The 22,240-nt window shown below is 37.8% G+C and carries 25 protein-coding genes; 12 read left to right on the top strand and 13 right to left on the bottom strand.

Annotated features, from left to right (window positions below; translation table 11 throughout):
* Window positions 1–11: 11 nt before the first annotated feature.
* The 4 genes from B3H30_RS05365 (at window position 12) to B3H30_RS05350 (ending at window position 2,314) form a co-directional block, all read left to right on the top strand.
* Window positions 12–665 (top strand): Pr6Pr family membrane protein, encoded by a 654-nt coding sequence (locus B3H30_RS05365; protein ID WP_070566966.1) that lies wholly within the window; start codon window positions 12–14, stop codon window positions 663–665.
* Between the two features lie 72 nt (window positions 666–737).
* A complete protein-coding gene (locus B3H30_RS05360; RefSeq protein ID WP_070566963.1) occupies window positions 738–1,259 on the top strand; it encodes a hypothetical protein in 522 nt (173 codons plus the stop codon).
* Window positions 1,260–1,387: 128 nt separating this feature from the next.
* On the top strand, window positions 1,388–1,795 hold the full coding sequence (locus tag B3H30_RS05355) for a VOC family protein (protein ID WP_046675059.1): 408 nt from the start codon (window positions 1,388–1,390) through the stop codon (window positions 1,793–1,795).
* Window positions 1,796–2,050: 255 nt separating this feature from the next.
* On the top strand, window positions 2,051–2,314 hold the full coding sequence (locus B3H30_RS05350; RefSeq protein WP_070566961.1) for a hypothetical protein: 264 nt from the start codon (window positions 2,051–2,053) through the stop codon (window positions 2,312–2,314).
* Window positions 2,315–2,395: 81 nt separating this feature from the next.
* Here B3H30_RS05350 and B3H30_RS05345 read toward each other — a convergent pair whose 3' ends face one another.
* Window positions 2,396–3,019 (bottom strand): HPP family protein, encoded by a 624-nt coding sequence (locus B3H30_RS05345; RefSeq protein WP_070566959.1) that lies wholly within the window; start codon window positions 3,017–3,019, stop codon window positions 2,396–2,398.
* A gap of 382 nt (window positions 3,020–3,401) precedes the next feature.
* On the opposite strand from B3H30_RS05345, the gene B3H30_RS05340 reads away from it, so the two are divergent.
* On the top strand, window positions 3,402–3,860 hold the full coding sequence (locus B3H30_RS05340) for a VOC family protein (RefSeq protein WP_070566955.1): 459 nt from the start codon (window positions 3,402–3,404) through the stop codon (window positions 3,858–3,860).
* A gap of 2 nt (window positions 3,861–3,862) precedes the next feature.
* Here B3H30_RS05340 and B3H30_RS05335 read toward each other — a convergent pair whose 3' ends face one another.
* The 4 genes from B3H30_RS05335 to B3H30_RS05320 all read right to left on the bottom strand — a co-directional run bounded on the left by B3H30_RS05335 (window position 3,863) and on the right by B3H30_RS05320 (window position 6,761).
* Entirely contained in the window at window positions 3,863–4,195 is a 333-nt protein-coding gene (locus B3H30_RS05335; RefSeq protein ID WP_046675064.1) for a winged helix-turn-helix transcriptional regulator, read from the bottom strand.
* A gap of 93 nt (window positions 4,196–4,288) precedes the next feature.
* Window positions 4,289–5,452: a PepSY-associated TM helix domain-containing protein gene (locus tag B3H30_RS05330; protein ID WP_070566953.1), complete on the bottom strand. Its 1,164-nt coding sequence runs from the start codon at window positions 5,450–5,452 to the stop codon at window positions 4,289–4,291.
* A gap of 85 nt (window positions 5,453–5,537) precedes the next feature.
* The gene (locus B3H30_RS05325; protein WP_070566950.1) at window positions 5,538–6,017 is read right to left on the bottom strand and encodes a hypothetical protein; all 480 of its coding nucleotides are present in this window, start codon (window positions 6,015–6,017) and stop codon (window positions 5,538–5,540) included.
* A gap of 279 nt (window positions 6,018–6,296) precedes the next feature.
* Window positions 6,297–6,761: a GNAT family N-acetyltransferase gene (locus B3H30_RS05320; protein ID WP_254667721.1), complete on the bottom strand. Its 465-nt coding sequence runs from the start codon at window positions 6,759–6,761 to the stop codon at window positions 6,297–6,299.
* Window positions 6,762–7,124: 363 nt separating this feature from the next.
* Between B3H30_RS05320 and B3H30_RS05315 the strand changes: the two genes are divergently transcribed.
* On the top strand, window positions 7,125–8,573 hold the full coding sequence (locus B3H30_RS05315; protein WP_070566948.1) for a DUF2931 family protein: 1,449 nt from the start codon (window positions 7,125–7,127) through the stop codon (window positions 8,571–8,573).
* A gap of 95 nt (window positions 8,574–8,668) precedes the next feature.
* On the opposite strand, the gene B3H30_RS05310 is transcribed toward B3H30_RS05315, so the two are convergent.
* Window positions 8,669–9,160: a GNAT family N-acetyltransferase gene (locus B3H30_RS05310; protein ID WP_070566947.1), complete on the bottom strand. Its 492-nt coding sequence runs from the start codon at window positions 9,158–9,160 to the stop codon at window positions 8,669–8,671.
* Window positions 9,161–9,438: 278 nt separating this feature from the next.
* Between B3H30_RS05310 and B3H30_RS05305 the strand changes: the two genes are divergently transcribed.
* Together B3H30_RS05305 and B3H30_RS05300 are read left to right on the top strand one after the other, a co-directional pair.
* A complete protein-coding gene (locus B3H30_RS05305; RefSeq protein WP_070566945.1) occupies window positions 9,439–10,044 on the top strand; it encodes a hypothetical protein in 606 nt (201 codons plus the stop codon).
* 71 nt (window positions 10,045–10,115) lie between these two features.
* Window positions 10,116–11,159 carry a hypothetical protein gene (locus B3H30_RS05300; protein ID WP_070566943.1) on the top strand — a complete coding sequence of 348 codons (1,044 nt, stop codon included), beginning with the start codon at window positions 10,116–10,118 and terminating at the stop codon, window positions 11,157–11,159.
* Window positions 11,160–11,300: 141 nt separating this feature from the next.
* Here the strand turns inward: B3H30_RS05300 and B3H30_RS05295 are convergent, their stop codons facing one another.
* Window positions 11,301–11,984: a YceI family protein gene (locus B3H30_RS05295; protein ID WP_070566941.1), complete on the bottom strand. Its 684-nt coding sequence runs from the start codon at window positions 11,982–11,984 to the stop codon at window positions 11,301–11,303.
* A gap of 311 nt (window positions 11,985–12,295) precedes the next feature.
* Here B3H30_RS05295 and B3H30_RS05290 point away from each other — a divergent pair, with 311 nt between their 5' ends.
* The 3 genes from B3H30_RS05290 to B3H30_RS05280 all read left to right on the top strand — a co-directional run bounded on the left by B3H30_RS05290 (window position 12,296) and on the right by B3H30_RS05280 (window position 16,051).
* Window positions 12,296–12,679 (top strand): winged helix-turn-helix transcriptional regulator, encoded by a 384-nt coding sequence (locus tag B3H30_RS05290; RefSeq protein ID WP_070566939.1) that lies wholly within the window; start codon window positions 12,296–12,298, stop codon window positions 12,677–12,679.
* 158 nt (window positions 12,680–12,837) lie between these two features.
* Complete coding sequence (acpA, locus tag B3H30_RS05285; protein WP_070566937.1) at window positions 12,838–14,184, top strand: acid phosphatase; 1,347 nt, start codon at window positions 12,838–12,840, stop codon at window positions 14,182–14,184.
* 34 nt (window positions 14,185–14,218) lie between these two features.
* Complete coding sequence (locus B3H30_RS05280; RefSeq protein ID WP_083295992.1) at window positions 14,219–16,051, top strand: cytochrome-c peroxidase; 1,833 nt, start codon at window positions 14,219–14,221, stop codon at window positions 16,049–16,051.
* A 105-nt stretch (window positions 16,052–16,156) separates the two neighbouring features.
* Here B3H30_RS05280 and B3H30_RS05275 read toward each other — a convergent pair whose 3' ends face one another.
* Both B3H30_RS05275 and B3H30_RS05270 read right to left on the bottom strand, forming a co-directional pair.
* A complete protein-coding gene (locus tag B3H30_RS05275; protein ID WP_046675073.1) occupies window positions 16,157–16,669 on the bottom strand; it encodes a GNAT family N-acetyltransferase in 513 nt (170 codons plus the stop codon).
* A 306-nt stretch (window positions 16,670–16,975) separates the two neighbouring features.
* Window positions 16,976–17,335 carry a response regulator gene (locus tag B3H30_RS05270; protein ID WP_046675074.1) on the bottom strand — a complete coding sequence of 120 codons (360 nt, stop codon included), beginning with the start codon at window positions 17,333–17,335 and terminating at the stop codon, window positions 16,976–16,978.
* A gap of 210 nt (window positions 17,336–17,545) precedes the next feature.
* Here B3H30_RS05270 and B3H30_RS05265 point away from each other — a divergent pair, with 210 nt between their 5' ends.
* Window positions 17,546–18,337, top strand: a complete 792-nt coding sequence (locus B3H30_RS05265) for an NIPSNAP family protein (protein ID WP_070566935.1) — start codon at window positions 17,546–17,548, stop codon at window positions 18,335–18,337.
* Between the two features lie 13 nt (window positions 18,338–18,350).
* On the opposite strand, the gene B3H30_RS05260 is transcribed toward B3H30_RS05265, so the two are convergent.
* The 4 genes from B3H30_RS05260 to B3H30_RS05245 all read right to left on the bottom strand — a co-directional run bounded on the left by B3H30_RS05260 (window position 18,351) and on the right by B3H30_RS05245 (window position 22,082).
* Window positions 18,351–18,752, bottom strand: coding sequence for a hypothetical protein (locus B3H30_RS05260; protein ID WP_286833559.1), 402 nt, complete (start codon window positions 18,750–18,752; stop codon window positions 18,351–18,353).
* Between the two features lie 190 nt (window positions 18,753–18,942).
* Window positions 18,943–19,809 (bottom strand): AraC family transcriptional regulator, encoded by an 867-nt coding sequence (locus B3H30_RS05255; RefSeq protein WP_236560262.1) that lies wholly within the window; start codon window positions 19,807–19,809, stop codon window positions 18,943–18,945.
* Between the two features lie 8 nt (window positions 19,810–19,817).
* Window positions 19,818–20,375 carry a hypothetical protein gene (locus B3H30_RS05250; RefSeq protein ID WP_046675076.1) on the bottom strand — a complete coding sequence of 186 codons (558 nt, stop codon included), beginning with the start codon at window positions 20,373–20,375 and terminating at the stop codon, window positions 19,818–19,820.
* Between the two features lie 168 nt (window positions 20,376–20,543).
* On the bottom strand, window positions 20,544–22,082 hold the full coding sequence (locus B3H30_RS05245) for an ArnT family glycosyltransferase (protein WP_070566930.1): 1,539 nt from the start codon (window positions 22,080–22,082) through the stop codon (window positions 20,544–20,546).
* Window positions 22,083–22,240: the final 158 nt, after the last annotated feature.

Raw genomic sequence — 22,240 nt, 5'->3', positions numbered from 1 at the left:
CCACTAGAAATATGGAGGCTCAGAAGTCATTAAAATCGGTTTTTGCTGGTAGCATTGGTATAATTACCTTGTTTGCAATTGTTGGACAGTTTATCTTAAGTGCTCATACCTCCAAGCTTGACAGGATCGACTATATTATTCAGTTTTTTAGTTATTTTACAATTCTGAGTAATGTAATGGTTATGTTATGCTGTTTTTTTACTATTTGCTGGTCAAAGAGTCGAATGGGCCTATTTTTTACTAGACCCGAAACAATTACTGCCGTAACATTATATATTCTTATTGTCGGAATTATCTATAATACCATACTTCGCTTTCTGTCGCATCCTCAGGGTTTATCAATGGTGGTTGACGAATTATTGCATGTGCTCGCTCCTGTGAGTTTTTTCCTTTTTTGGTGGCGTTTTTTGGACAAGGGAACAATCCGGTGGAGTCATATTTTTTATTGGTTGATCTTCCCATTAGTCTATCTTTTTTATACGTTGTGGCATGGTTCGTTTTCTGGATTTTATCCCTATCCTTTTGTCAATGTTTCCGAATTGGGGATGGACAGGGTTATTTTGAACAGCTTTGGAGTAACGTTGGTTTTCATCGTCATTGGTACATTGCTCATTGTATTGGGAAAGTGGCAAAACAAACGGCGTTCTCAACGGATTAAAAAATAAGAAAACTCAAAGCTCTTCGATATTGTTATATCACAAAACGGCGTTTATTTTTTACTTTAATTGAATTGAAAAATGGTTATACGATTTTTTATCTGTGTCTCTTTGGTATTATGTGCGATTTGTTGTTTTGGTCAAGTGGATGTTGATAAAATGAGAGCCGAGTACGCGACTGCTGTTCAAAACAAAAAGCTCTGTGAAACGAATCTGAAACTATTGGAAAAAGCTGCCAATTCCGCCACAGAAAAGGGTTATCTCGCGGCTTATGAGATATTATGGGCAAAACATATGGGCAACCCGTTTACAAAATTGGGGCAATTCAAGAAAGGAAAAAAGCTCCTCGAAGAAATGATCATGAAATACCCTGACAATATCGATTTACGTTTTATTCGTTGGAGCGTGCAGACGCACGCACCATCTTTTTTAAGCTATGGTAAAGATAGATTGCGTGATAAAGATTTCTTGGTCAAAAATTTACATAAATTGCCCAATCCAAAGGGCCGAGAAGTAATATATACCTATCTGAAAGAAGCGAATGGTTATCTAAAAGGCGAGCATGTGTTTTCGCAGGCTGAATTGAATGAGCTCTCCAAGTAACGAGCTTTCCAAACAAGATTTAGCTATTCCACCAGTTCATTGATGCTAAATAAAAATCTTCGCATAGGCCAAGTTTTTTTTGGACGGAAATTTTCATCTTTGTTAGATCAGTAGCAATTAAACTTTAAATGATGAAACAGATATTTATAAATCTCGCGGTAGCAGATGTGAATAAGTCAATGGATTTTTATACACAATTGGGCTTTACGAACAATCCTCAGTTTTCGGATGAGCAAGGTAAATGTATGGTTTGGAGTGAGCATATTTTTGTTATGCTTTTATCTCCGGATAAGTTTAAAACATTTACGGAAAAACCGCTTGCAGATACAAAAAAACAGATCGCAGGACTATTTTCACTTGCTGTCTCTGGTCTGGATCGTGTGAACGAAATTGTTGATAAAGGACTGAAAGCTGGCGGTATAGAACCCACGCCAATGAAAGACTATGGTTTTATGCAACAGCGAAGTATTGAAGATTTTGATGGGCATACCTGGGAGATATTTTACATGGATATGAGCAAATTTCCAACCGCATAAAAATCACAACGGAATAATCGGTGGAAGCAAGGTCCCTGCAGTAATGTAAGGGACTTTTTCTTTTGATTTTAACGTAGCGAAGCAAGTGTATGCCGACCATTGCCGCGGGCGATTTTTTATAGGAAGTACGAATATTAAATCAGGGTAAGCGAATTATAGTTATGGCTTGTCAAAAACGGATGTGCACCCTACATTTGACGAAATGCTCGTTCGTGTTAGATAAGCGGATCAGTATTAGATCATAAAACTTGACATATGTTTAAAAATAGAAAGCTCAGCAAAAATCCGCTTCATTATGTTTATGCGATAATATGGATTCTTATATTTGGTTCCATCGCTTATTACGTTTATTCAGGTGCCGCATTTAAACCGGAGAATGGTAAAATCCATTTGGTCGCCATACTTATTGCTTGGGTGGTGGAGTATTTGGGGCTTACAATTACGAGTTTACTATTCCTTCTGTATGGAATTTATCGGGCTATAATAACTGTTTTAGATGACGGAAAGAAGCGATCATAAAAGGATAGCGTTTGGGCGTCTACCCAAAACGCTATCCTTTATTAGTTTTAGATCGTGTTATTCAATAGACCATAAAGACTTTTAATCAAGACTCGATGGGCTCCTGCTTGCTTCAAAACGGGTTTTTAAATGCTGTCTTCTTGAGCGGCGCAAACGTGATTTTTTTACAGGATAATGTCTCTTTTTCGTGATATTGTTAAAGATCAGAGCCACCAGGAATAAAATTATGCAACCCGATAGTACTGGACTTAATACATACCAATATCCCATCGCTGAAATTTTTGTTCCGCTGCTGACGGCAATGAGTGCTGTTGCTCCACCAGGAGGGTGTAGCGTGCGTGTATGCTGCATACAAACAATGGACAAGGCCACGGCGAAGGGAGCGGTCAGCCAGATAATATCGGGAAGGAGCTGTGCAACGGTAACCCCGGCGATTGCAGAAACAACATGCCCACCAATTAAGTTGCGGGGTTGGGCAAGTGGACTTTGTATGGCACCATAAACCAAAACCGAGGAAGCTCCGAAGGAGCCTATCAAAAAGATATTTTCCAGCGAAGGTAAATGAAGAGATTGGATATAAGCGATAATAAATATTCCTACAAAGGCGCCAATAAATGACCAAAAATGTTCCCAAGGATCGACTAACGTCTCTCTATAGATCACATATCTATAGATCCGTAATTGTCGGTGAAGATGCTGTTTCATTTTATTTGCAAATATATATAGACTAAGGGCTTTAAACTTTGCGTATTCTATCTCGATTTTTGAAGAATTTATAACATCCGATTTCTTATGTTGGATGTCACCATACTTTGGACAGTAAAGTCCATCGAAATGATGTCTAATGAATACCTCATATTTATAGACTCATGGTAGTTACAAAGCTTTTATTCCTTGTTCAGATCGAGAAATTTAATGGGCAAAAGTACATTAAAATAATAAAATCTATCTGCTATAATTTAAAATCTCCCTCTAATACTGCTAGTTTTAACGTATACTCTTTTATGGCCACCAGCCCAACTTACAATTTTGTAAGTTGTTCCAGTCTCCAGAAAAACACATTAGTTTTGTTCAAAAAATATACTTTATGGAATTGAAAGATAATATTTTGGGTTTTCACCACCTGTCGATTAAGGCTCAGGATTTTGATAAGACAATTGGATTTTATGAAAATCTCGGTTTTATTATTGTGCATGAATGGTCATTACCCGAGTTTAATTTAGAACGTTGTGCTATGCTTTTTAATGCCTCTATTGGCTATTATTTGGAAATTTGTGATAAGAATGCTACTATTCCAACGCAGGGAAGAAGGCGTATAGAAGGGGAGGAATATGTCGAGAATGCGCTACTTCATCTGTGTTTTACGGTAGAAGACGCCGAAGATGCCCGAATACAGGCTATCGCCCATGGTGCTCAAGATTTGAGTGATGGAGTATTTCAACTCATACTCAGCCAAGGTAAAAAAGATGTTTTTGTGCGAAATAGCCTCGTTTACAGTCCGAATGGGGAAGTGATTGAGTTTTTGGAGCGTGTTGATTTTAGTTAAGGTTAGTCGTTGTTAAACCCGGAAAGCGCCGCCAATAGGGGTTTTAGTTTACGACTTTTATCGGTCAGCGAATAGATTGATGCTGTTTTACTTCGGTCTTTTTGAATGAGTCCGTCCAGTTGTAATTCTTTCAATTGTTTTGCGAGTGTACGATCGCTGACTTGGGGCAGGAGAATTTTGAATTCCGAGTAATTCGTATCCTGCTCCAGGAGTTTGAATAGAATCGAAAGCTTCCATCGGCCACTGAATAATGCCAGCGTCTTGGAGGCGTTACAGAACTGTTGTAATGCTTTTTCATTGATTGCATTCGTCGAATTTTCTTTGCGGTCTTTCATAGCAGCTAATATCGATCATTTCTTCTATTATTATCTAGTCGTGTGTCTGATATAAGAATTCATTTGAATAAGTTTAAAAATAAGGATAATACGCTATGCTATGGTTTGAAGTTGAATTGCTTTCTTCTTTTGGCTTTTTGACGGTTTCTTCTTTCTTCTTTTGTTCAACCATATCCATATTCCTGTGATGGGGAGAGAAGCGGCTAGTGTAACGGCTAAGAATACAATAATCTTAGAAGGTAATCCAAATATCGACCCCATATGAATAGATTTCATCATACGTTGAGCCTGTTGCGCCAAAGGTAATTTTTCTAAAGGGTTATTTTTAAGTAGTTGTCCGGATTTGCTGTCAAAGAAAGCCTGGTTGATCTGTAAAGTTGCATTTGAAAAATTTTCCTTAGTTAGTGCAAAAGCTAAGTCCTTCTTTTCAGGAAACGTGATAATTATATTTCCAGAGCTGGGATATAGGCTGTTTAGCTGCTGATAGATCGTATCCAGCACGAGGTAATCTGAAAAAGCCTGATTGTTGATGTTGCTGATCTTCTCTTTTGTTGATTTTTGCGTTGAACCCAATACTTTATAGAATTGTTTATTGTACCAATCGAAACTCCAGGTCAATCCCGTCAAGGTAAAAATAATTAAAAACAAAGATGCGTAAAAACCGCCCACTGCGTGAAAATCCCAGATTTTTCTTCTGAGAGAGGCTGCCATTTTTATCGTTACACGTTGTTTGAGCATGGATTTATTTTTTGGCCACCACAGGTAAATACCACTTAGGGCAAGAAAGAAAGCCGCTAGAGCTGAGATTCCAGTTAGGGTACTTCCGATTTTTTCGACGAGAAGAAAACGATGGATATCCAAAGTCTTTTGAAAAAAACGGTCACTCTGCCGACCTTTGGATAATAGTGCTCCTGTATAAGGATTTATATATGCATACCAGTATCCGGTCTTTTTTTGTCCATACTGAATACGGAAACTACGGGAAGGATCTGCTGGAATTTCGATGCGAAACAACTTCTTGTCCGGAAAGATAGCTTCGGCTTTTTGGGAAATATGTGCAAGGGAAAGACGATTGCTTTGTACAGTTACCTGCTGTTCTTTCGGCCATAAAAGTGGGGTAAGCTCTTTTTCAAAGCTCAATAACATCCCTGTCACGCAAACAGTAAAAAAGATTATACCAAATAATAAGCCCAAATAAAGATGCAATTTTCTAAGTATATTTTTTAGGCTTTTTTGTTTAGCTCTTTTATGTGTCATAGATGCGCTGTCAATCGGATGAACAGCGCAAAAATATAGTATTATCAGTAATTATTCTAAATAAACGTAAAGTTTAATCGTACCATTAATCGTCCCAATCCTCATTATCGTCGTAATACTCTTCTGGTCTTCTGTCAAGAGGTACATCTTTGACCACACGAATCGCAGCATTTCCTAAGTTGACATTCACTAGAAAAGAAGGGACATTCACAGAAAAGTTCCATCGGCCATTGGTCATATAGACATATCCGCCCCGATAAGGATCATAGAATGTTTTGTAATCGCTAAAGTACACATGATGTCTCATGTCGTAGTGATGTGCGCTAGCCCATCTTGGACGGCCATGATCATGTTCGTATGCATGTTTCCAGTATTTGCGATCTTGCTTATCGCGTTCGCGCACATATTTGTCGTACTCTTTTTCCCGTTTTCGAATGTATTTTTCACGGTCCTTGTTGCCATGCCAGCCATGGTCGTCATGTCCTCTGTGTTGTGCTTGTGTTAAAGCTGGCGTCACCAGAACTAGGCTTAGACAGCCCACCGCAATTGAAATTAGCTTTTTCATTATTCCCAAATTTTCATAGTTATTTTCTAGAATACAAAATCCTTGCCAATTGATCAGTGGTTATGTCTGATCTAATTGGTGTTGTCTGCCAGAGCTGCTTGGACTTCTTCTCAAAAGATACTGATTAGCGGGATAAGGCCTGAAATGGCGATAAATTAGATAAAAGCCGTATCTAATCAAGTTGAATATACATGTGATAATATTCGCCCCCTACTAAAGGAGTTTTTTTGCCGAGTTTGAAACCAATCCTTTCATAGAGTTTTTGTGCATTGGGATTCTCTAGGTCGACGAGCAAACTTTCTTAAAACCATTTTGCTTGGCATGTGTAATTGCATAATTTAAAAGTTCTGTTCCGATACCTTTGCCCCGTGCCATGGGAGCAACCGCAATTGAATCGATATAAAATTCGTCGCCAGCTGTTTCGGCTTCTGGAATCAAATTATTATTGTACAGTTCCTTCATATGATCCAAAATAGGCTGTCTTAATTCAATAAATCGATCACCATCGTAACCGGTTAATGAGCCTAAAATATGTCCATTGTCGTCAATTGCGACAAACGTATGCTCATAACTATAGAGATTACCTTTTTGCTTGAAGAGCTGCGTTAAGAAATTTACAGCCTCGCTTCGATCTTCTTTTTTGATAAAGCGAAATATAATGTCTTCCATTGCCTGGAGCATAATTTCAGGGACATAATGTGCGTCACTTTCTTGGGCACTTATAATGTTATGATGTATATCCATTTTTTTGAAGAATAAAAGCGAAGTTAGTAAACTTAAATGATTTTCGTTAAAGGGCTTTTGATCGGATTTTTTTTCGAAGAAATTTTACTATAACGAGCGATATCTCGCTGAGGGGATAAAGTCGACCGTTTATTGAATGTAATATGAAATGGCTCAATGTATCGATCCTGACGAAAACGAATAACAGTTAATTAAATCCTTCTTGTGAAAAAAATATATTGTCCACGTTGGATCGAATAGTTGATCAATGTATTTGAATATTGATCGGCTTATATTCATAAGACATTTCTTGTTATTTTTGAATCGTGTTGTTGTCAGTTATACGGCTTTCGGCAGCTTTTTTTGGATTAAAAACAAATTACAATGATTATAAGAGCGACAGTTTCTGCTTTTTTGGTTGCTATCATCAGCCTAATTGCGACCTTACTTGTACAGAATGCAGATCTAAATATGGTTTATGCTGCATTTTGCTGTTCGCCTTATTTTATTGTTATCGCTTTGATTTATTTCTATTTTAATTTCTTTCGGAAGAAGTTAAAGGTCTTAGAGAAACCAAAATTCGCTTTTGAACTTGGCTATGGTTTTCTTTTTTATTGCTTATTTTCTTTATTGCTTCCGGTACTTCTTTTTTTATCAACCTGGGGTGATGAATACGAGCATCGGCTTTATGCAGATTTAGGGGGAGTGATTAAGGAAATGTTTCCTTTGATTTTAACACTCAGTATCTTCCTGACATTCTTTAGTAGCGTGATTATCACATGGGCAATAAAATCCTGGAAATATTTGGTTCCGACTTTGCTTGGATATCTTATTTTACTACCGATTATATTCGCGTTCTCAACGACAATACGTGAGTTTAATGACCTCAGGGAAGAACGCCTAACACAAGAAGATAATATCAGAGAAGGGCGCTATAAATGGTTCTGTGCGATGAGTAATCCAGCAGCTTATCCCGTCCAGTTATATAGTGGCCGTTTTATCTTTCCGAAAGATGAAGATTATGAATTTACATTTAGTGAAGGCAATATCGTAAACTATAACGCCGTGTGGGGACAAGCTGGAGGCGGTACATATGAGCAGGTGATGTCATTGCCTAAGGCATTAGACGTTACTTGGTATTCCTTTGCTGAAGATGTTTTTTATCGCATGAACGGTCCGATTGATTATAGTAAATTGCGGAGGTTGTTCAGTACACCATACCAAGAAAAAGGAGCGATCAAAACTAATGATGAACATTATAATAAGATTATTTTGGGTTTTGCTCCTGGCGGTGTACTTGTAGTATGGGCCAGTGGGACAGGACGTCGTCAGGTCGAAATCGGTCGTTATCAAGCCGAAAAAGTAGTGATCCATGCTACGGATACATCCAAAGATAATGGAGCGTACGGTAATGTCTTTAATCAGGAATGGCGCGATCAAGTATTGTCCGATTATCGATTATTCCTTCGGATGTTCAACAAGCCATTGCAAATAAATCTATTCCCTATGGCTACTGGGATAAATTACGGCAACGTTATCCTGTACAGCCTAAATTTGTATTGTCTTCTGACAGAAAAGCATTTGATGCGGACTTGGAGTTTTATAATTCCGAACGATTTGTCTTTGATGAGCGTCTTCGGGATATGGACATGGCATCTCGAGGTATTCCCAAAGATGTGTACATTAAATGGTATGATCAACATAATAACCGATGTGCTGCGCGGTTTTTGTTTGATGAAACTGAGACATTTAAGAATTTCGCTTCATTTTTTAATGACAAAAAGGACGTTGGGGCTATGCTGGAGTTCAGTGTTGACACAAAGACTAACATAGCAACAGCGACATTAAGAACCGATAGTGAAAGTAAGCTGCTTTTGAAAACTGAAGTAATCGACTATGGGGAGCATTTCTAAAATTTGGAAGTGAATCTACAGATCTTTTTTCATGTTATAATTTGGTATTTCGACTTCAGTTCTTATTTGTATCTGCTCAGCGATAACTTTAAATCCATTTGCCTCAAAAAAGGGTTTCGCGGTTTTACTTACATCAGCAGTCACGAAAGTTCTTTCTAGTCTTCTTGCTTCATCTTCCAATGTAGTATAAAGTTTTTGAGCAATCCCTTGGCGTTGAAAATCTTTATGGACATACATGACATCGACATAGTTTCCATGATTGAGGGAAGCGAACCCAACCATTTTCTGATTTAGCATAGCTACAATAAAATACTGATCTTCGATTAGCCGATGCCAACGGCCATGATTATTGACGGACGATACCCATGCTGCAATTTGCTCGTTATTATAATTATCTGCGCATACAGTCGCAATAGTTTCAGAAAATAGGATTAACATTTCTTGCAGATCTTGCAATACTCCTTTTCGGAGAATCAATCCCATTGTTTTTGTTTGAATTTTGGTCATCTTTTGGAAAAAGTGTTGAATAAAAGGCTTGATATGCCAAACCTAATGGGTTGCAGTGGTATCAAAAGAAGGCGAAATTTTAATGAAAACGTGTAATTATGTTAAAGTTATAAATATTATATTTATAACCGCAAGTCGGCGATCCGATTTACGAACAATAAGTCAGTATTAACCATTTTCTCGGAGGATTTTGCGTATTAATTTCACAGAATTGTTGAAATTAATTTATCGGTTATGCCAATAGGCAGACAGAGCGTTGAAATTGACCTTTTTCAAGCATGAAGACCATATTTTATTTTTTTGTATTCGTTTCTTTGGTATTGTCAAGCAACTTTAATCATGTATGTGGGCAATCTGTAGTGGAAATAGCTGCAATTAAAAACCCTGTTGTCCAACTGGAGGCTGCTCTTCAGTTGCCTATTAGGTTTGATGGTGATACGATAAAATTGAAAAATGCCTTGGCGCCGTTTTTGGAATTGGCAGACAAAAAAAGAAGTGTTGCTTTAAAATGGGCTTATTATATGCGTATGGCTGACGGTTTCTCAATTGCGTTTGATCGCATAAATTCATCATCTGAGCGCTATTATCGTTTGGCTGAGCAGTTGCTCCGTGTACATCCAGATCCTGAATTAGAAATGTTGGGTTGTGCCCGTGAAGGATATTACAACTTTATCTATAGACGGGTAAAGGAAGCATTTCCGTTCTTTTTACGAGCGAATGATTTAAAATCTAAAGTTACTATCAAAAAAATCCCCATGGTAGTCAAGCATTACCAATTTATGGCGAGTTTCTACAGCTACATTGGTGAACAGGCAAATGCTGTTGCTTATTTAGAGGAAGCGCTACCTTTACCACGCCGGCTGCACGGGAACGTGTCGATCTGATCAATTCCATTGCTGTATATCTAGCAAAGGACTCGCTCGATCACCAAGCTTTTACCTATTTGAATCGCGCAATGGATGAAGCTAAATTGGCGAAAGATTCGGTTTGGATTGGTATCATTTCGGGTAATTTAGCAGATCATGCATGGCGAAAAGGTGAAAAGGAAAAAGCTATTGGGTTAGTTAAGAAAAATATTGAGCTTTCTATGCGTTATAATGAGCGGAAAGATGCGATGCGTGCAAATCTCAATTTAGCCAATTGGTATATCGAATTGAAAGAATGGAAATTGGCTGAGCAATATGTGATGACCTGTGAAAGTTTGATGGAAGATAAGCCCTATTTTTTAAAATATAAAGTAGAATTAGCAAAATCCAAGTCTAACATCATGCGGGGGTTAGGACGTGGAGGGGAGGAGCTTAAGCAATTGCATTTGTATCTGATGTTGAAAGATTCGTTGGAAAAAAGGATGAATGATAAAGAGATACAGAAAATGCTGTGGCAAAGGGAGTCTGAAAAATACAATCGGACTATACAGGCTACTGAAGAAAAACGGATTCGGACAAAACGCATGTATCAGTTTATAGGCATTGTTCTTCTCTTGATTTTTGCCATAATTGTATTGTTGGTCAATAAGTCGAAAATTAAAATTAAGATGCGGAATACTTTACTAGAAAAAGACCAACTTGCGCTTGCCGATGAAAAACAATTGCTAGATCAGGAGCTAATGATTTTACGAAACTCTTTGACTGAATTTACAGCCACCATCCGCCAGAATGATGTCGTTATCCAGCAACTTAGGCAGGAGGTGGCGAAGATCTCCGAATCTGATCCGGCGTACATCACGCAGGTTACGGATAATTTGAATGCGCTTTTGCAGCAACACATTATGACAGATGAGCGGTGGCAAAAATTCAAACATGTTTTTAACAAAGTGTATCCCGCTTATCTGACACAAATGCGGCAAACTTATCCAAAGGTTACCGAGAATGATCTTAAGATATTAGCGCTGCTCAAATTGGATTTAAGTAATGCGAGTATGAGTGAATTGCTGTGTGTTTCGGTGGAAGCCGTTCGTAAGGCAAAACAGCGATTGAAAAAAAAAATTAGAGCACACTGAAAAGTAAGGGAGATTCACATTTGATCCATGTCTTGAATAAAGATGATCTCGTATTCGGAGGTTATTTAAATCAAATAGATTAATCAAGTAGAGTCTACCGGATTAATCTATTTGCTAAGAGCGACGAAGCGCTATCGAAATCTATTTCGCATTTTTTGCAGTGACATTAAGTTCAATGTCAACGTTTTGTGCGATCATCCAGTCTTGAGGGTTACCTTCTGTACCGTATGTAAGACCCCAATCTTGTCTTTGGATCGTAAATTTAGAATAGAATGTTACTTCATCACCATTGAAAGTAATTTTTGCAGGGAAAGTTACATTCACCGTTTTATCTTTGATGGTTAAGTTACCACTAACTGTATTTGTCGCATCAGCAACAACACTTTTTCCTTGCGCTGCATCAAATGGGCCAACTTTGGTGATTTCGAATTTTGCAGTTGGATATTTTGCTACGTCAAAGAAATCAGCACTTTTTAAATGTGCATCCAGATCTGATGATTTTTTGCCACCGGATGTCGCAGGATCTACAGAAGCTGTATCTGTCAGAATAGAATTGACATCGATAGTGAAAGTACCACCAGTAACTGCGTTATTTTCAGCTGAAAGTGTTCCTTCGCTTTTCAAAACACCATATCTTGGGTTTAAACCGCCTTTATGGTAACCAGTCCATTTTAATGAGCTTTTATCTGCTTCAACAGTGTAAGTCTGTCCTTTTTGTTCAGTTACTTCCTGAGCAGTTGTTGTTGTTGCTTTGTCGCCATTTGTATTTTGACAAGAAGCTAACAACAGGATAAGGGCTAAACCCGAGATTAATTGCTTTTTCATTTTTAATCGTTTTATTTTTTATATGTTTTTTACACTTTATATTTTGCCGCATCAACTGTGCCAATTTGCAACTGCTGATGTTGTCGATACAAAGGTAGATGATAGATAGTTTATTTTTGGTATCAGTTTCCTTAAAGAAACTACTTTCCAAAAAGATAGTGGTCTGTAACTTTATAAATGCGTATTTTTGTAAGAATAAAGAAATCATGTCAGTGGCACCAAGCTTTGCTTGTGTGTTCATTTATCGTTGATCGTATCGGGGATAAGGAAGCCTGTGAGGGTAGAGCGTACATGAATAAAAAAATAATGTAATGAAAAAGGAAGCAACTTTAACGTCGTCAGGTGCATGCAAAACACGTGTGTTGGCCATTAACGATACCATGGAGATTTTGGCCGGAAAATGGAAATTTCATATTATAGGTACCTTATTGTTGGTTGAGAAATTACGTTTTATGGAACTGCTGCGCGAAGTTGAGGGGATAGGTGCGAAGATGTTGTCTAAAGAACTGCAGGATTTAGAAATGAACCAGCTGATCAGAAGAACAGTATTAAATACCAAACCTCTGACGGTGGAGTATGAATTGACCGAATGCGGAAAAACTTTGGGCCCAATCATCGATGAGATTACTAAATGGGGTATAACTTACCGAAGTAAGCTTTATAACAAGAATGGGGAACTGGAAGCAACGACCTAGTATGTAAACACGCCTTTACTTTTAGTGATAAGAGGGAGGATGCCTGTAAAGAACCTGATACGTTGGTAGCAAATCCCTTTGATAATAGGTTATGAAAACGATAATAATTGTAAGTTTGTTCTAGAAATTACAGTCTAACCTACTAAAAAGAAGACAGGATGCGGTTACAACACTTACTTTATTTGTCTCTTGGAGTTTTGAGTATCAGCAGTTGCGGAGTTACCAAAAACGCCCGACACCAAGAGATTCCCTTTGATGAAGGTATCAAAAAAATTAACCATGTGGTTGTTATTTATATGGAAAACCATAGTTTTGACAATCTTTATGGCGAATTCAAGGGAGCCAATGGCATAGCGAATGTCAGAAAGGGTGATTTTTTACAGGTAGACGAGAATGGTGAAGCCTACCCATACCTCCCCGAAATTCCACGTAACAATTCCTTTCCAACCAATCTACCCAATCAATTTTTTAATATAGACCAATATGTACCTTCGGATAAGGCGACGCCCGATGTTACACATCGGTTTTATCATAATCAATTGCAGATCAATGGTGGAAAGATGGATAAATTTGCACTCTATAATGATTCCAAAGGTTTAGCGATGGGCTATTACAATACAGAGAAGCTACCTTTGTATCCGTTTGCCAAAGCCTATACATTATGTGATAATTTCTTTCAGAGTGTATTCGGCGGATCCTATTTAAATCATATTTATATGATTTCTGCGGCTATTCCTGTTTGGCCTGATGCACCAAGCTCAATGGTTGCTAAACTCGATGCAAATGGAAAGATGATTAAAGATGGTGTAGTTACGCCAGATGGTTATGCAATCAATCATGTGCTTTCTCGCAACAAACCTTATCCTGCGAAATCTGATACTTCCAAATTATTACCTTCTCAGACTATGCCGACCATTGGCGATCGCTTGACAGCGAAAAATGTAAGTTGGGCTTGGTATTCAGAAGGCTGGGATGACGCTGTTGCCGAACGTAAAAATAATTTTGCCTACAATCATGAGCCTTTTTTATATTTTGCTAATTATGAGGATGGTAAGGAAGGACGACAACACATGAAGGATCAAAACGATTTTATCAAGGCCGCAAAAGAAGGAACGCTTCCTAGTGTATCTTTTGTTAAACCAGGTGGGGGCAATGATGAGCATCCTGGAAGTTCGGCAGTCTATTCATCAGAACAACTTGCTGTTAATTTGATCAATGCTGTATTGGAGGGACCGAATGCAAAAGATGCGTTGGTGATTTTGACCTACGATGAATTTGGTGGCTTTTTTGACCATGTTAACCCACCCGTCGTTGACCGCTGGGGACCTGGTAGCCGAATCCCGGCAATTGTCATTGGACCATTTGCTAAGCGTGGTGTAGTGGATCATACGCCGTATGAGACAGTGAGCATCCTTTCATTTATAGAAAAACGCTGGGGAATAGAGCCTCTTGCTGAAAGGGATAAAAAAGCAAATCCCTTTAGAAATGCGCTCGTTTTCAAATAGTCGGTTTTTATATCGAGAGATAGGAAATTGAACTATGTGTAAAAAGGTTGTCGTTTGTATCTTATTGGTTGCAATAGTATTTACCCTCGGATTTACTACAGGGCAGCCTGTTTATACTAAACAAAAAGAGGGTAATGCCCGTGAGCATCTGATTCAGAAAGAATTACTGGATCAGATGCTTTCTTTTAAGACATATATCAAGGATACCCTGCAGGCCGAAGTACAGAAAGGTACGGTGGATACGCTACGTCTCAGAAGAGCCTTTTTGACGACAAGGCTACTTTTTAAAAAGTTTGAATGGGCTTCGGAGTATTTTACTGCAGATCTATCCAGAAGGTTAAATGGACCTCCGGTGGAGGAAGTTGAAAATGCGGATTTGTTGGATCCCTCTTTGGCTAGAGGGGTGGAGCCTATTGGATTGCAGGTGATTGAAGAGCTTATCTATCCCACTTACGATAATAGCAATAGGCAAAAGCTAATTCGTGAAATCGAACATTTGATAACCAATACGGATTATTTGATTTCCTATTTTGAAGATCATCAATTGGAGGATTGGCGCATTTTGGATGCTTCGAAACTTGAAGTATTTCGGATTATATCTTTGGGGATTACCGGATTTGATAATGCACTTTCTCGAAATAGTATGATCGAGTCTTCTATGGCGTTAGGCAGCCTACAGCAAATTCTTTTGCAATATGAAGGTAGAAAAGAAACGCTAACATTGATGCTTAAAGGGGCGATCAAATATTTGCAACAACACGCGGAATTTGAATCGTTCGATAGAGCGCAATTCATTACCCAATTTGCCAACAACATCAGTACAGAGATAGCACAGTTGGAACGTAATCTGCCTGGCCCTAAAATCAGATACAATCGAATGCTTCGGCAAGACGTCAATACGATGTTTGATCTGAATGCATTTAATGTAGATGCCTTTAGCCCGGGACCAAAATTTCACTTCAGCAATGAAAAGGCCGTACTGGGAGAGAAATTATTTTATGATGTTGCTTTGTCAGGAACACATACGAGAAGTTGCGCTTCATGCCATCATCCGGACCTTGCATTTACAGATGGGTTGAACTTGCAAGTGGACATTCATGGTTCGGGACGTTTGCTCAAACGTAATACGCCTACTTTGCTCAATGCGGCCTTACAGTCCAACTACTTCTATGATATGCGTTCGTTGACGCTGGAAGATCAGATACACGATGTCATTGGTAATAAGCAGGAAATGGACGGCTCGGTAACTGATATCGTTCAATATGTTTCTTCGGATAAAATCTATCGGTCATTATTTAATAAAGCATTCAATACAGTGGATGGCCCAATCTCAGCAGAGCAGGTAAGCAATGCACTTGCTTCTTACATTCGTGGCCTGACCAAAATCAATAGCCGATTTGATGATTATATGCGTGGGGATAAGAACGCATTGTCCAAATCGGAAGTGAATGGGTTTAATTTATTTATGGGCAAGGGAAAATGTGCGACCTGTCATTTCCTGCCTTTATTCAACGGTGTTACACCGCCCAAATTTATTCAGAGCGAAGTCGAAGTCCTAGGAGTTCCAAAATCCATGAAAGATTCTGTGCTGGATTCGGATTTAGGCTACTATGATATCATTGGTGTTGATTCTTATAAATATGCTTTTAAAATACCTTCTGTCCGGAATGTAAAGAAAACTGCTCCCTATATGCACAATGGGATCTATCGGACGTTGGATGAGGTCATGGAATTTTATAATAATGGGGGTGGGGCAGGACTGGGGATCAAATTATCCAATCAGACATTGTCAGATGAAAATTTGCATCTGAGTGAAAAGGAAATGAAAGATATTATTGCGTTTATGGAAAGTCTCGAAAGCCAATAAAATGACTACGATTCAATATACGCATTCAAGATGGAAAAGCTGTTATTTTTACCATATCTTGGTTTGCCGGGATTGATCAACAGTCAAGTTAGTTAGCCTTACTGACTATAGGAATAAACTATAATACATGGAGTAGCCAGTTGTTCCGTCGAGCCATTGCACAAGTTCTTTATGACTATAATGAAAACCGGCTTTTTGGATAGCGGCTTTCGAAATCATATTTATTTCACGATGGCTTATCGTCAGTTTTCTTAATTGATTCTCGGTGGCCCACGCCATTCTTATTTTATACAAAAGACTCGATAGACCTAATTTTCTGTACAGCGGCTGTATGAAGGACTGACCAAAGTAGGCCTCTTCTTTATTCAACAGCAGCATGCTGGTTATCCCAATCATTTTTTCATTTTCGAAAAGACCAAAAACAATGCGTGGGTATCTTATGCGTTCTGCCCAATCCAAGTCAGATAGTTCTATTTCAGGAGGAGTGCTCCGTCTAAAAAGTGTAGGTTCGGTTTGAATTGACTCGATACGCATCGCTTTGTAAAGTGGAGATTCGTTCTCTGCAAGCTGACGGATATGGAATGAACCTGATTGAAATGCTAAAACGGGCTCTGACATAACGTAATTAATGCTGTCTTAATGATTATTTCTAATACTATAACGCGAAAGTATGTATTATTATTTATACTTCAAATGTGGTATAGCATTCCTTCTCAATTGCTGATTCCCGATGATTATGGCGCGACAACTACGACTATATATGCCTGCAATTGAGCAAGCCGCAATTGTATTAAAGCAACACATGATCCTATTCGTTTCAATGTGGCCTTATGCGCAATTAGGACATCAAAATATAAGTTTCAGGAGTAGCATTTCCGTAATGGTGCTAAAATATGTAAAGATGCTGAATTATAAGATTAGGAACTACAGTAGTTCGGCTATTCTATTTTCTAAGTCTTCTAAATCAAAGGGCTTGGCGAGATAGCTGTCTGCTCCGGCTTGCTGAGCTAGTGTTTCGATATCGGTATTAGCGGATAGATAGATGACAGGGATATTGCAATATAAGGGATGATTTTTGAGCAATCGTGTGGCTTCTACACCGCCTATTTTGGGTATCCAGTTGTCCATCAAAATTAAATCAGGATGTACCTCTTCTACTTTTTCGATAATATCATGAGACGTTTCAGAGACCGCCATATTATAGCCATTTGTTTCGAGGATTATAGTACATATTTCAAGGACATGTTTATCATCGTCCAACATAAGTATTGTTTTGTTTGACATGTTGCAGCTTTAAAAAAGGTGGAGCTAAATTAAATAAAAAGCTATTGCGAGAATAAGGTTAAAATACCGATTCTAATAAGTATAAACCCGTATTTTCGATATATAAAGATGAAAAAGGGAGTTAATTTGCTGGGTTAGTCTAATTTTGAACTTTCAAAAATAGTATTATCTTTATTTTTTAATTAATATCCAATGTTGTCCTGAATTCTAATGAAAAAATACATTTTTATTTCCAATTGGCATTTCATATTGCCGCTATTATTTATCATGGCAGGAAATTGCCTGTTCGCTTTTGAGAAATCGAAACAAGCGTATTTTCAATTGAAAGTATATCATTATGAGAACGATGAGCAGGAGAAAGTCATTGATCAGTATCTTGAATCGGCGTATTTGCCGGCATTGCATAAATTGGGATTTAAAGAGGTCGGGGTATTTAAGCCCTTAGAAAATGCTGCTGGTCAAGATAGATTGGTTTATGTGTTCATCAGTGCTGCAGACTTCAGTTTGCTGGTTAATTTGGATCAGCGGCTTGCCAAAGATCAAAAATACCTGGAGGCTGGAAAGGCTTATATTGAGGCAGGTTATAGTAATCCTCCTTTCAAAAGGTTGGAGACAATATGGATGAAAGCATTTGAAGGAATGCCCAAATCGGCGCTTCCTAAATTATCTGCTGAAAAAAATAAACGCATTTATGAACTACGCAGTTATGAAGCCGCAACCGAGCAGCTTTCTGCAAATAAGATAGCGATGTTTAACAATGGAGAGATCGATATTTTCAAAAAACTGAATTTTAATGCTGTTTTTTATGGACAGGTGATTGCTGGTAGCACAATGCCCAACCTGATGTATCTGACGGCATTTGAGAACATGGAAGATCGGAATATACATTGGAAAGATTTTGGACCTTTATACAAACCAATGCAGGATTTACCGCAATATCAGAATAACGTTTCCAAAAGTATAAAAGTACTGTTATATCCCACTGCATATTCTGATATTTAGTGGTTGAACTTGTTTATCTTCTCCTAACAAACAAATTGAATTTTTTGCACCAGTCAAAAAAGCTGGCTAACGCCTGTTTGTCCAATTTTTCAAAACTGTAAATCTTATGGGGATAGGGAAGGGCATTCGTATAAATGCCGGTATTTGCTAATATTAGCATCGGATTGCTGTTATTAATTTTGTCAAAATATTTGCCTAGGATGGTGTAGTGTGTTTTAAATAAGGATTCAACAGTTTCGTTATTAGGGACTAATGAAATGGTGTAATCGTAGTCATCATGTTGCATTTTTTCACAGTCGCATATCCTGTTTTTTCCTAAAGCAACTTCATTTCCACTGTCCCAAAAAAAATTTGCGACTTCAAAAAATAAATCTTTTTTGATATGCCCGACGGGCTCAGCGATAAAATAACTCATTCCTTTTCTCTTTTATTTGTGGTGTTCTTCTTGATATTTAATGGACTACAATCTCCTTTCTGTCGGATTTAGATAATCATTAAAGACGCTGTTCGAGTTGTCGCTAACGACGGGCTGAACCAAGCTTTCTAACACAAAGAAATACCAATTCGCTCTAGTTTAAAAGAGATAAAAAGTGGTAAATATTGGACTATTCAAGGTTCCTATTTCGAAAGGTAAGAGCTGTCATACCGGTTACTTTTGAAAATAGACGTGAAAAATATGGATAGTCGTCATAACCTAGCTCTACTGCAATTTCTTTTACAGATTTATTTGAATGGTAGAGCAAACGTTTTGCTTCTAATACAACGCGTTGCTGAATATGATAAGTAACGGGTTTTCCGGTTGTTTTTTTGAGACATTCATTGAGATAGGCCGTTGATATTTTCATTTTCTCTGCATATGCTCTAGGCTGTTTAATGTCAATAAAATCTTTATCTAACAGTGAACTGAACTGTTTGCTGATCAGTTCGAATCTAGACTGTGCATCACTTTTAGTTGATTGGATTAAATACTGCGAGATAATAAGTGCCGCGATGGTATTGCAGCTATCTTTCATTAGTGCAGTATATAGTTTTTCATGTCTTCTTTCGTTGATTTTTAAACAGGTGTCTACAGTCTGGGATAAGACCGCCATTGTATCCTGATCGATTTCGATGGGAGCAATCGTCGTAATATCCTTTAGCGCGTTTACGTAGTCTGAGTTTAGGTTTTCTACACTGATCATTAAGACACTAAAAGCGCTGTAATCCATAGCTAAACCCCGATGTACTTGGTAAGGCTGGATGATCATTACGGCGGAGGAGCCTAATTGATAGCGCTGAAAATCTACTTCAAATATTCCATTTCCCTCTTCAAGAATAAAAAACAAGTAGAAATCATCACGATGTGCCTGACTTATCTTATCTAACTCTAAATTTCTGACAGCATTCCTTTTTATAGCCATTCCCGAATTAAACTCATTAGGAAATGAATTTAATGGGATGGTATTATTTTTTTTTGAGGCTGACGGATTCACGCTCAAATTTAAACATTTGTCAAGATACTAATGATGTTTTTTCTATATCCGGGGTCTTTTTCTCGAAGTTCGAGAATATTGTGTTTTAAATCGATGTTGACATACCATTCCGCGTAATGATGTTTTTCATTTCCGTCGTCAAAGAAAACTTTAGCTTTAATATATTCTTCATCAAAATATTCCGGGTGCCCACTGACGATAAAGGCGGTCGATCCAATATTATCGTGCATTTTAAAGGATGTACCATCAATTTTAAAGAGGCTATTTAAGGCTTTGGTAAAATTGTCACTTAATTTGCCAATCGAATAGAAATTGATCCCTTCGCGATAAAACCTTTGTTTATCGACTTCGGTATCGACAATGCCCAATTTCATGTCGGGACGAAAGGCGATTGCCAAACCAACTATCTCTCTACCCCAAAGCCCCTTAGCTTGGACAATATGATGTTCGTCGTCATCTTTCCAGTATTTTGTGACGGTCAGCTGTAAATCTACAAAATCATCGTCTTCACTAACGTCAATCTGTCTCAAATTACTTTGTCCTTTCAAGAAATTCAAAAAGCGCATAATTATCCTGTTAATTTGGTGTTAAGCTCCATGGCGTAGTTATGATACCAGAAGATATACGATAAGTATCATTTGCGCTGGAAGCCTTTGGCTATTGAATTAAATATACTATTTTTTTTAATAAAAAAATAGACTGGAATTAGCTTAATCGCTTAAAAAATGATTTATTTACAAAGGAAGTTTCTTCGCTGTTTTTTCTGATGCGATCTCTTTGGAGATACGTTCATTGATATTGATTTTTGCATGAATAAAAGTGAAGATTACTGTGCCATATTCCCTGGCGTAGCTATTTGTAATGGAGTCGGCCAATATTGATTTGCCGAAGAAAGGACTTGTTATTGCTAGTTCTCTTTCTCGTTCCCAGCGATCTTTAATTCGAATAACATTGCGGTATGGTTTATTCAAATCAAACCAATTGATGTAGTCAGCATTGAATGAAACAGCCTTAATTCCGCGTTTGGAATAGTAGTTTATGGCGCCGGCCTGCCCATAATTGTCGCAAAGTACCAGCGTATTTTCCGATCTAGGTATTTGGTCATAGAGACTATCGACTTTGCGTGCAAGTTCTTGCCATCCCAACATATCCGCAAAATCTTGCGGGAGCGGATGCTCTTTACCGTCCTCCCAGGTCAACATACCATACTTTCTGTATTTATCGGGATGGTTCACAAAATATGCCGGATTTCTATTGGGAAATGCAATATTATAGACCGGAAGAAATAGGATCGCAGTTAAAGCGATCAAAATAGGTTTTAAAATCTGACCAGTTTTATTTTCCAAAAGTGATGAAATATAAACTGCGCCAAAAGCAAAATATATAGGGTAAAGACCTATTGCATAATAATCTTTAGCTCTTAGAAATAAGAAGATTCCAAGGGTGATAAAGAATGAGTAGAAGAACAGACGATATGTTTTAAATGCAGGATGTTTCAGCAGTGCATATAATCCAAAAATGAGGACGGGAAAGGTCCCGAAAAAAAACAAAAATTGAGAACGTATGAAGCTCCATTGGTTAACATGGACAAGTTGCGTATCTTGAAGTTCTTTGAAATGAACAAATACAGGAAAGTTATTTTTGTATTGCCATATTATATTGGGAAGGATAATTAGTATGGCGATGAGTATTCCGTAATATAGCTTTTTTTCTGTAAATATTTTTCGCTCCGGAACCAATGCGACTGCGGGGATCAAACCCAAGATCAGAAATACGATGTTATATTTATTTAGAAATCCAAGCGCAAAAACAATAGCCATATAAAATAACCACTTGGATTGTCTGTTGTTTAAATATTTTATTATACAGTAATATATGGAGGTCCAACATAAGACATCAAATGAATTAGGTTGATATAAACCATTCAAACGGAATAGTACAGAAAACATAATACAACAGCTTCCAAAGAACTGTGCAAATAGATTTCCTTTCAGCGATTCTATTGTTTTCCAAACGATAAGAATCGTTAAGGCTCCGAAAAGTGCCGGGAAAAACTTGATCCAAAAGACAGAATTGCCAAGTATTTTGATGAGATAGGAAATCCACGATGTTAATGGTGGTACGGAAAGGTAGCCCCAAGCTAAATGGTTTGCTTGATCTATATGTAAGAATTCATCGCGCTGCAATTCGTAGGTTGGGCTAATCAACTGGTATTGCATAATGAATTTAAAAATGATTAGGCTTATTAGGATAATTCGGTTTTTGAGTGCCATCTGAATCTATGTTTATGGATGTCCTCCACCAATTTACGATTAAAATAGATTCTAAACTTTGTTTTTTAATAGAATCGATTGTTTCAGCTAATTTGGGCAGACAGCTAGCCCACTGTTTTGTCTAAATAAAGGAAATCATCACAAAATTTTTTGAAAAC

Origin of the sequence: Sphingobacterium sp. UBA7038, assembly GCF_002494055.1 — a bacterium.
GTDB lineage: Bacteria > Bacteroidota > Bacteroidia > Sphingobacteriales > Sphingobacteriaceae > Sphingobacterium > Sphingobacterium multivorum.
This window is presented reverse-complemented; position numbering and strand designations above follow the sequence as displayed.